This is a genomic window from uncultured Mailhella sp., from assembly GCF_944324575.1.
Taxonomy (GTDB): domain Bacteria; phylum Desulfobacterota; class Desulfovibrionia; order Desulfovibrionales; family Desulfovibrionaceae; genus Mailhella.
The window spans coordinates 1-9113 of the sequence record NZ_CALUWV010000081.1; the positions used below are offsets into that span (position 1 = coordinate 1).

Genomic DNA, 9113 nt, shown 5'->3' on the forward strand with positions numbered 1-9113 from the left:
CCTGCTAGGGCGCGGCTGGTAAGAAAGCCTTATAGGCGCATAAGAGGAACCACCGGCTATGCCGGTGGGGCCCCATTTCTTCATGCGGCAGCAAGAGAAGTGCGGTCGACTACGGGCGGCGCCGTGGCTCTTCGTGCGTCCTTTGCGGCAGGCAAAGAGAGACGGGGAGAGGTAGTGGCGTCGCACGGGGAAAGAGCGCGGCCTTTACTGCGGCTGCTCTGTCGCTTCGCCCTTTTTCATTTTCTGAATGGTCTGCGTGGTGGAGTAGCCGTCGAGCCGCGAGAGGGTGACGGCCCTGCCGCCGTAGCTTTCCACAAACTGCGCCTCGGGCCAGCGGTCGATGGTGTAGCCTTCCTTCAGGATAAGGTCGGGGCGAACGGCGTCCACGAGGGGCAGGGCGGTGTCGTCGTCGAACATGATGACGAAGTCGACGAACTCCAGAGAGGCGAGCAGCAGCGCGCGGGTCTTTTCGTCCTGAATCGGGCGTTCCGGGCCCTTGAGCCTTTTGATGGAGGCGTCGGTGTTGAGTCCCACCATGAGCACGTCGCACAGGGAGCGGGCCTGCATGAGCGAGTGCAGATGCCCCTGATGCAGCAGGTCGAAGCAGCCGTTGGTGAAGCCCACCTTTCTGCCCTGTTCGCGGCACTGGGCGGCAATGGCTGCGGCCTCGCGGCGGCTGACGATCTTGTTTTTCTGCTTCCAGCCCGCGCCGGAGGCGGAGCGGCGGCGCGAAAGGGCGTCGAGAATTTCCTGCGCCGTGACGCAGGAGGTGCCGAGCTTGCCCACGGCCACGCCGGACGCGATGTTGGCGAGCTTCATGGCGTCCTGAATGTCGGCTCCGGCGGCAAGCGACGCGCCGAAGGCGGCCAGAGAGGTGTCGCCCGCGCCGGACACGTCGAACACTTCGCGCGCCTCGGTGGGAAGCTGAAACACCTTGTCGGGACGGGCGGCGGCCACAAAGGCCATGCCGTGCTCGGAAAGCGTGACGAGCAGATTTTCAATGCCGTAGCGCTCAAACAGTCTGGCTGCGCCCCGGCGCAGACTGTCCGTGAAGTCGGGGTCGGAAGGATGACACGAAAGTCCCGTGGCCTGATTGAATTCCTTGAGATTTGGCTTGACCACGGTGGCCCCGGAGTACTTTGAATAATCGTCGCCCTTGGGGTCGATGATGACGGGCTTGCCCGCCGCACGGCAGGCCGCAATGATGCGCTGACAGCGTTCGGGAGAAAGCAGGCCCTTGGCGTAGTCGGAAAGAAGCACGATGTCCGCGGCCTTCACGCGCTCGTCGAGCGCAGAGCCGAGAATGTCGTCGTTGCAGCAGAAGCGCCGCTCGTTGTCGATGCGCAGAAGATGACTGTTGCCCGCAATCACGCGGGTCTTTTCAATGGTGGGAAAGCCCGGCACCACCAGCGCAGCCGCATGATCGCAGACCTGCTCAAGAAGCCTCCGCACTTCCTTTCCCGCCTCGTCGTCGCCGATGAAGCAGAGAATGTCGGCCGTGCAGCCGAGCGTGTGCAGATTGGCCACCACGTTGCCCGCCCCGCCGAGCATCTTTTTTTCGCTCTGAAAGTTGAATACCGGCACGGGAGCCTCGGGCGAAATGCGCTCCACCTTCCCGTAAAGAAAATGGTCGAGCATCACGTCGCCCACACAAAGAACCCTGACGTTCCTGTACGCCTTGACTATGGTAGAAAGCAGCATGGTTTTTCCTGTGTGATCTCAGATGAAGGACGACAGAACAACGCTCCCGCCCGGGCTTTTCGCCGCGCCCAGAATACCAGCCGTCAAACGTGAAGTAAAGAAGAGGGGGGAGTGGAGAGTTTGCGGGGGAAGGGAGGGAAACTTTTTCAAAAGGTTCCCTCCCTTCCCCCGCGCCCCCATCCCTCCTTTCAAAACTTTTTAATTTTGGGGGAGGGAAAAGTTTTCCGGGCAATGCGGGGCGTCGGGGAAGCGCAAAGGCCATGCAGAAGTATATGCACGGCCTTCATATGGCCTTTTCATGTAACGGCGGAAGTGAATTCCGGCTGCCTGAGGCCGACATTTTCCTTTCTCCCGTGTATCGCCACTGCCCGTCTGCTCTGGACACTCTGTACGAACGCGGGACTTGTACGACGTCCGCTGCGTTTAACGCCGCGAGTGAATCGCGGCTGCCTGCGGCCGTCGGCCGGGCCGCGCGAAAGCGGCCCGGGGCCCCAGAGCGTTGAAAAACGGTTGTTCTTTGTCAGCGAAGGCTTCCCAGAGCGTTGCGCCGACACTCTCCCGTAAAAATCCGGAAATTCCTTCCAACCACACCGATGGAACCGCGCAGCGGGAACATCGGTCGGCAGCCGCAGGCGGGCGCAGGGCGCACGCCTGCACGGAGATTGCAGCCCGAAAGCGCCTTGCCGAGACTTCCGGCCTTTGCGTTACACGTCTTTTACCCCGCCCTTTCAAAGCCCGCCTTCCGGCATCCGCACGAGCCCCGCCGCGCGGCGCAGCCGCAAGGCGAAACAGGGGGGTGCGGGGGGAATTATTTCCCCCGCATGCCTTTCGGGGGCCCGGGGGAGATTATCTCCCCCGCCGGGGTCCGGGGCGGAGCCCCGCTCTTCTGCCTGTCCCCTTCCTCTCCAGCCTTCCCCGCCAGCCTCACCTGCACCGGCGCAGCCTGAGCTTTGAACGGGTTGAGGCCGCCCGGCAGGTTCCTCTTCTTCCTGCGGGGCGGCCTTTCGGTGGCAGTGATTATGGCGGGAAAAGCGGCAGCTATTCCTTGGTTCTGGGGTACCTGATGGCGGCCTGAGCGGCGGCGAGGCGGGCTATGGGTATGCGGTAGGGGGAGCAGCTCACGAGGTCGAGGCCTGCCTGATGGCAGAATTCCACGGAGCTCGGGTCGCCGCCGTGTTCGCCGCAGATGCCTATCATGAGGCCGGGCCTTGTTCTGCGGCCTTCGTCTATGGCGATTTCCATGAGTCTGCCCACGCCCTTGCGGTCGAGCACGGCGAAGGGGTTGTCCTTGAGGATGTGCTGATTGATGTAGACGGGCAGGAACTTGCCTTCGGCGTCGTCGCGGCTGAAGCCGAAGCAGGTCTGGGTGAGGTCGTTGGTGCCGAAGCTGAAGAATTCTGCGGACTCGGCGATTTCACCGGCGAGCAGGGCGGCTCTCGGCAGTTCTATCATGCTGCCGCACAGGTAGGGGAATTCCACCTTGTGCAGTTCCATGCATTCTCTGGCGATGCGGTCGCAGCGCTCCTTGAGCATGGCCATTTCGGCAAGGCTGATGGTGAGCGGAATCTCGATTTCCGGCAGGGTGGTGTAGCCGTCTCTTGCGAGTCTCGAGGCCGCGTTGAAGATGGCGTACATCTGCATTTCGTACACTTCGGGGTAGGTGATGCCGAGGCGGCAGCCGCGGTGACCGAGCATGGGGTTGACTTCATGCAGCTTTTCCACCTGGGCGAGCAGGCGTTCCTTTTCGGCGAGCAGGTCGGGATTGTCGCCGCGCACGCGCAGTTCCGTGGTTTCCACGAGCAGCCTGTCGAGGCTCGGCAAAAACTCGTGAAGCGGCGGGTCGAGCAGGCGTATGCACACGGGCAGGCCGTTCATGGCCTTGAGAATGCCGTAGAAGTCGTTTTCCTGCATGATCTGCAGGGGCAGCAGGGCGGCGGTGCGTTCTTCGGTGGTTTCGGCAAGTATCATCTTCTGCACGTAGGGCAGGCGTTCCTGCGCCATGAACATATGTTCCGTGCGGGTGAGGCCTATGCCTTCCGCGCCGAAGCGGCGGGACTTTTCGGCGTCTTCCGGGGTATCGGCGTTGGCGCGCACCTGAAGGTCGCGGAACTCGTCGGCCCAGCCGAGAATGGTCTGATACTCATGGGAGAGTTCGGGATCCTTCAGCGGAACCGCGCCGAGAATGACGCGGCCGGTGGTGCCGTCGATGGAGATGAGGTCGCCCTTCTTCACCACGGTGTCGCCCACGCTGAAGCACTGGCGGCCGTAGTCCACCTTCACGGCTTCGCAGCCGCACACGCAGGGCTTGCCCATGCCGCGCGTCACCACGGCGGCGTGGCTGGTCATGCCGCCGCGGCTGGTGAGAATGCCCTGCGCCTGCACGATGCCGTGGATGTCGTCGGGCGTGGTTTCCACGCGCACGAGAATGACCTTGGCGCCCATGCGGCCGAGATGTTCGGCCTCATTGGCGTCGAACACCACGGAGCCGAAGGCCGCACCCGGCGAGGCCGCAAGGCCCGTGGCGAGCACGGTGGGATTGGCCGAGCTGTCGATCTGACGATGCAGCACGTTGGCCAGGTGTTCGGGGTCGATGCGAAGCACGGCTTCCTTCTTGTCGATGAGGCCTTCTTCCACCATGTCGCAGGCGATCTTGAGCGAGGCCTGAGCGGTGCGCTTGCCGTTTCTGGTCTGCAGAATGAAGAGCCTGCCGCGTTCAATGGTAAGCTCAATGTCCTGCATGTCGCGGTAATGCGTTTCGAGTGTTTCGGCTATCTTACTGAACTGATTGTAAATATCCGGCATTTCGTCGGCAAGGCGGGCAATGGGCTTCGGCGTGCGCACGCCGGCCACCACGTCTTCGCCCTGGGCATTGAACAGATATTCGCCGTAGAGCTTCTTTTCGCCCGTGGAGGGATTGCGCGTAAAGGCCACGCCGCTGCCGGAGTTCTCGCCCATGTTGCCGAACACCATGGCCTGAATGTTTACGGCCGTGCCGAGATTGTGGTCGATCTTGTTGATGGTGCGGTACACGATGGCGCGGTGGTTGTTCCATGAGCGGAACACCGCCTCGACGGCAAGCAGAAGCTGACTGTGCACGTCTTCGGGAAATTCGCTGCCCACTTCCTGCCGGTAGAGCTCTCTGTAGCGCTCAATGACGGTTTCCAGCGATTCCACGGAAAGGTCCTGATCGAGCGTCACGCCCTGCGCGGCCTTCTGTTCCGAAAGGATGTGCTCGAACTTTTCCTTCGGCACTTCCATGACCACGTCGGAGAACATCTGGATGAAGCGGCGGTAGGTGTCGCAGGCGAACCAGGTGTTGTTCGTGAGTCTGGCCAGCGCCTGGAAGGTGGCGCGGTTCAGACCGAGATTCAGGATGGTGTCCATCATGCCGGGCATGGAGAACACCGCGCCGGAGCGCACCGAGAGCAGAAGCGGATCGTGTTCGTCCCCGAACTTTCTGCCCACCTTTTCTTCCACCCGGGCGAGGGCGGCCGTCACCTCATCCACCAGTCCTTCAGGCAGCGTTCCCCCGCTCGCGTAGTAGTCGCGGCAGGCGTCGGTGGAAATGGTCATGCCGTAGGGCACGGGCAGGCCGAGATTGGTCATTTCCGCCAGATTCGCTCCCTTGCCGCCCAGCAGACTCTTCATCTGTGCATTCCCTTCGTGGAACAGATACACGTACCGCATATGGACGTTCTCCTTCATCGCTAGAGGGTGACAGTTCTTTGCTTCAGAATACGAAACTCACGCCTTTCGGTCAATACGGTAGGGCAAATCAACAAGACTTCTGCATAGCCATGGGAAGGGAGAAACTTTTTTCCTGTGTTCCTGCGGCGCAAAATCGCATGGCCCGGGGGTACGGCTGCGGAAAAGATGCGTCGTGCACAGAAGCGCGGCGTGCGGCCCCGGGAGACTCTGCCGGGGAAAAGACGCGGAGGGCGGAAGCTGGGCCCGGCGCGGGAGAGCGCGGGGGATGGGGGGCGCGTCCCCGGAGCTTTCGGCGCGGCGGGACGCTCGCGGCCCCGGCACGGCAGACGGGACAATGGACGTTTTCCCTGTAATTTCGGTATGGTACGCCGTAATTTTTTGTAAAGACCGGCGGCATGGCCTGCGGCCTTTCTCACTGCCCGGAGAAGGAAAAAAATATGTGGAATACCGAGAATTTTTTCGGAATGCGCGAGTTTTTGTTTGCGTCCGGCGGGAATAGTGCTACGGTTGCCTTTGTGGCGGCACTCCATGGTCGGCGCATTGAAAACAAGGAAAAAGGAATACAATACGGGAGCCCAGATGAGAACCTTTTCAAAATCCAGCAAGCTCGACAACGTGCTTTACGACGTGCGCGGACCTGTGGTGGACGAAGCCGCCCGCATGGAAGAAAGCGGCATGAAAATCCTCAAGCTGAACATCGGCAATCCCGCGCCGTTCGGCTTTTCCGCGCCGGAAGAAGTCATTTTCGACATGCGCGATTCCATCGTGCAGTCGCAGGGTTATTCCGAATCCCGCGGCATATTTTCCGCCCGCAAGGCCATCATGCAGTATGCCCAGATAAAGAATATCCCCAACGTCACCATGAAGGACATCTACACGGGCAACGGCGCGAGCGAGCTCATTCAGCTTTCCATGCAGGCGCTGCTCAACAACGGTGACGAAATCCTCATTCCCTCGCCCGACTATCCGCTGTGGACGGCCTGCGCCAACCTCGCCGGCGGCAAGGCCGTGCACTACATCTGCGACGAGGAGTCCGACTGGTATCCGGACCTCGAGGACATGGAAAGCAAGATTACCGACAGAACCAAGGCGCTCGTCATCATCAACCCCAACAACCCCACGGGCGCGCTCTACCCCGTGGAGGTGCTCGAGCGCATCGTGGAAATCGCAAGACGCCACGAACTCATCATCTTTTCCGATGAAATCTACGACCGCCTCGTCATGGACGGCGAAAAGCACGTGTCCATTGCTTCCCTTGCCCCCGATCTGTTCTGCGTGACCTTCAGCGGCCTTTCCAAGTCGCATATGGTCTGCGGCTTCCGCGTGGGCTGGATGATCCTGAGCGGCAACAAGAGCCTCGCCACCGACTACATCGCGGGCATCAACATGCTCTCCAACATGCGCCTGTGCTCCAACGTGCCCGGTCAGGCCATCATTCAGACCGCCCTCGGCGGCTATCAGAGCGTGAACGAGTACATCGTGCCCGGAGGCCGCATCTACGAGCAGCGCAACTTCATTTACGAGGCTCTCAACAGCGTGCCCGGCATTTCCGCCAAAAAGCCGAAGGCCGCCTTCTACATCTTCCCCAAAATCGATACGGAACGATACAACATTACCGACGATACCCAGTTCGCTCTGGACTGCCTGCGCCAGACCCGCATTCTCTTCGTGCCCGGCTCAGGTTTCAACTGGAAAAAGCCCGACCACTTCCGTATCGTCTACCTGCCGCGCATCTCCATTCTGGAAGAAGCGGTGGACAAGCTGGCCGCGTTCCTGCGTGACTACCGTCGCTAGGCGCGTCAGCCCGGCCGACGCCATGCACGCGGGCGGCTGTGGCCATCCTTGAAAAAAGCCCCGCTCCGAAGGCTCCTGCTCCTGACAGGCCGGCCCGAAGAGCGGGGCGACTTTTTTAAAGCAACGGTGAAGCGCGCAGGGCGAGGGAAGCGCAGTGCGGGAGAAGCGCGCAGGGGCGCCGCCCCCGACCCCGCCGGGGGCGCTGATTTTTCCCCCCGGCCCATGAGTTCGCCGAAGGCTTCGCGCCCGGGGGCAAAGGGGACAAGACGTTCGCCGTGCGCTGATGCCGAAACTTTCCGGCATATCCTTCCGCCTTTGATGAAATCGACTTCGGCCCGACCTTCGTCAGGGCTCTTCCCCCTTTCAGACCGGAACCATCACTTTGCAGAAAATGCAGAAGCCAGATCCCATGTCGCTCCTGGTGACAGGGCGGTACGGGAACTTCCCCGGGCAGGCGGAGGAAGCGGACAGCAGAAAAACGGAAAGAGCGGAGAGATAGCGGCGTCTGAATGGGCAAGCGCTGCCGGAGCCTCGGAACATCAGCGGAAAAGAAAGGGAAACTCGTCGGGGAAGGCGCGGAGAAAAAGGGCTATTTCGTCGCGTACTCTGCGGTAGACGGCCAGCCTTTCCTCACGGCTTCCGGCATTGACGGCGAGTGCGGGAGGATCGTCGAAGCCCCGGTGAACGGTCATGCCCCCTCCGGGAAAAACGGGACAGGTTTCCCGGGCGTTGTCGCAGAGCGTGACGACAAGGTCGAAATCCGCAGCGGGCAAATCGTCGATGCCCTTCGGCTGCCGGCGGGAAAGATCCGCTCCCAGTTCCGCCATGACTTCCAGAGCCAGCGGATCAATGCGCTGCGCCGGGGAGGAACCGGCGGAAAAGGCCTCGAGCGAGGGCAGAAGAAGACAGGCAAGGGCTTCGGCCATCTGACTGCGGCAACTGTTGCCGGTACAGAGAAAGAGAATGCGTTTTTTCATGCGGCGTTCTGTGCTGAATGGTGGGCGGGCTGCGAAAACGGCGTCCGCCGGACGGCATGGCCTTGCCGGTTTTTCCGCCTGGCGACAGGCCGGTCGGAACGTCGACGGCGCTTTGCAGCGACGGCGTATTTTTTTGAAGAGCAGGTCTGCCTCTGCCGAAAGCGGAGTCGGCCGCAGGCTGACTGCCGACGGGCCGGATTGCGGAGGGAGGCGCGCGCCGTTCAGAGGCGGCAGGGGGAAGGGGGAAGACTTTTTCAAACGCTTCTCCCTTCCCCTGCCAGACTTCCTACTTTTCCTGCGCCTTTTCCGCTGCGGTCATGATCCAGGAGACGACCTCGTTTTTGGAGGGAACGCGTCCGGAGCAGACAGGGGCGTCGTTGATGGCGACGGCCGGGGTGGTCAGGATGCCCGCGGCCATCATGGCGCGCAGGTCGGAGACTTTTTCCACGTCGGCGGGAATGCCGGAGGCTTCCACGGCCTCGCGGACGATGTGTTCGGTTTCCTTGCACTTGGAGCAGCCGGGGCCGAAGACTTTGATGATCATGATAACCTCTTCATGTCTGAGTTTTGAGCCGTGCTCCCGTGAACGGGACAGGGGCAGGCGGGGTGTGCCTCGTGTGGCGTTTTTGCGTTTCAGCCGCCGCGGAAAGATGCGGCGTTTGAATCCTGCGGGTTTTGCCTGGCCGTAATGTTTGCGGAACGGGTCTTTGTCGGGGGCCGCATGCCGTTCAGCTTCCGGGACAGAGACGTCGGGCCGGTTCGGGAGGGAAAGCGCTCCCCCAAAAAATAAAAAGTTTTGAAAGGGGATGGGGGTACGGGGGAAGGGGGAAAACTTTTTCAAAAGTTTCCACGTTCGCCCGCCTCTGTCTGAAAACAGCGCGTTGAGGAGACAGCAGGTCAGGGTGAAGCCGACACACAGGGAGCAGGTGAGGG

5 protein-coding genes are annotated in these 9113 nt (G+C 61.4%); 1 reads left to right on the forward strand and 4 read right to left on the reverse strand.

What is annotated here, in order from left to right; translation table 11 throughout:
- Nucleotides 1–204: 204 nt before the first annotated feature.
- Together Q0J81_RS08850 and ppdK are read right to left on the reverse strand one after the other, a co-directional pair.
- Entirely contained in the window at nucleotides 205–1701 is a 1497-nt protein-coding gene (locus tag Q0J81_RS08850; protein ID WP_294447270.1) for a bifunctional heptose 7-phosphate kinase/heptose 1-phosphate adenyltransferase, read from the reverse strand.
- Between the two features lie 1038 nt (nucleotides 1702–2739).
- Nucleotides 2740–5388 (reverse strand): pyruvate, phosphate dikinase, encoded by a 2649-nt coding sequence (gene ppdK / locus Q0J81_RS08855; protein WP_294447271.1) that lies wholly within the window; start codon nucleotides 5386–5388, stop codon nucleotides 2740–2742.
- 600 nt (nucleotides 5389–5988) lie between these two features.
- Between ppdK and Q0J81_RS08860 the strand changes: the two genes are divergently transcribed.
- A complete protein-coding gene (locus Q0J81_RS08860) occupies nucleotides 5989–7203 on the forward strand; it encodes an aminotransferase class I/II-fold pyridoxal phosphate-dependent enzyme (protein ID WP_294447272.1) in 1215 nt (404 codons plus the stop codon).
- A 539-nt stretch (nucleotides 7204–7742) separates the two neighbouring features.
- Here Q0J81_RS08860 and Q0J81_RS08865 read toward each other — a convergent pair.
- A complete protein-coding gene (locus Q0J81_RS08865) occupies nucleotides 7743–8180 on the reverse strand; it encodes an arsenate reductase ArsC (protein ID WP_294447273.1) in 438 nt (145 codons plus the stop codon).
- A gap of 286 nt (nucleotides 8181–8466) precedes the next feature.
- Entirely contained in the window at nucleotides 8467–8724 is a 258-nt protein-coding gene (locus Q0J81_RS08870; RefSeq protein WP_294447274.1) for a thioredoxin family protein, read from the reverse strand.
- Between the last annotated feature and the right edge of the window lie 389 nt (nucleotides 8725–9113).

Excerpts from the sequence above, each read along its gene's own strand:
- Q0J81_RS08850 (WP_294447270.1), bottom strand. The coding sequence starts at position 1,701 with ATGCTGCTTTCTACCATAGTCAAGGCGTACAGGAACGTCAGGGTTCTT.
- ppdK (WP_294447271.1), bottom strand. The coding sequence starts at position 5,388 with ATGCGGTACGTGTATCTGTTCCACGAAGGGAATGCACAGATGAAGAGT.
- Q0J81_RS08860 (WP_294447272.1), top strand. The coding sequence starts at position 5,989 with ATGAGAACCTTTTCAAAATCCAGCAAGCTCGACAACGTGCTTTACGAC.
- Q0J81_RS08865 (WP_294447273.1), bottom strand. The coding sequence starts at position 8,180 with ATGAAAAAACGCATTCTCTTTCTCTGTACCGGCAACAGTTGCCGCAGT.
- Q0J81_RS08870 (WP_294447274.1), bottom strand. The coding sequence starts at position 8,724 with ATGATCATCAAAGTCTTCGGCCCCGGCTGCTCCAAGTGCAAGGAAACC.